This window comes from Mesorhizobium helmanticense, from assembly GCF_003034915.1.
Classification (GTDB): Bacteria; Pseudomonadota; Alphaproteobacteria; order Rhizobiales; family Rhizobiaceae; genus Mesorhizobium; species Mesorhizobium helmanticense.
The window spans coordinates 1-409 of record NZ_PZJX01000127.1 but is presented as its reverse complement, the minus strand read 5'-3'; the positions used below and the strand labels follow the sequence as shown (position 1 = coordinate 409).

The window sequence follows — 409 nt, the reverse complement described above, 5'->3', positions numbered from 1 at the left end:
GGGATGTCACGTTGTCTGCATATACACGCGTTGAGACCTGCAGCCGCTGATGTCAGCTGACCATGGCCACGGCTTTCCATTCCGCCATGGCCTGCAGGCGGTGAATATGTGTAGCGAGAGCGGAGCGTTTTGAGCGGGGCGGGACGAAGAGATTGCGCAGAGCCGAGAAGATCGAAACGAAGCGTTGCAGTGCTCCTGGTGATCGGAAGCCTTGCATAGTCCGCTCCCGTTTTCGCAGCGGCACATGCGAATTCTCGGCACGGTTGTTCAATCCCTTATGCGACCGATGCTCGACGCCGGCATCACCTGTCGCCTGGCTGCTCCATAGGAGCGCAGCTTGTCGGTGTGCGCTTCGGCGCGACGCCTTGCTTCTTCAGCAGCCGCGTCAGCAAGCGCTTGGCCGCTTTGG

The 409-nt window shown here is 60.4% G+C and carries 1 pseudogene; it reads right to left on the bottom strand.

Features of this window, described 5'->3' with window-relative positions:
• Positions 1-52 precede the first annotated feature (52 nt).
• A pseudogene (locus tag C9427_RS33615) lies at positions 53-409 on the bottom strand (DDE-type integrase/transposase/recombinase); the annotation flags it as partial.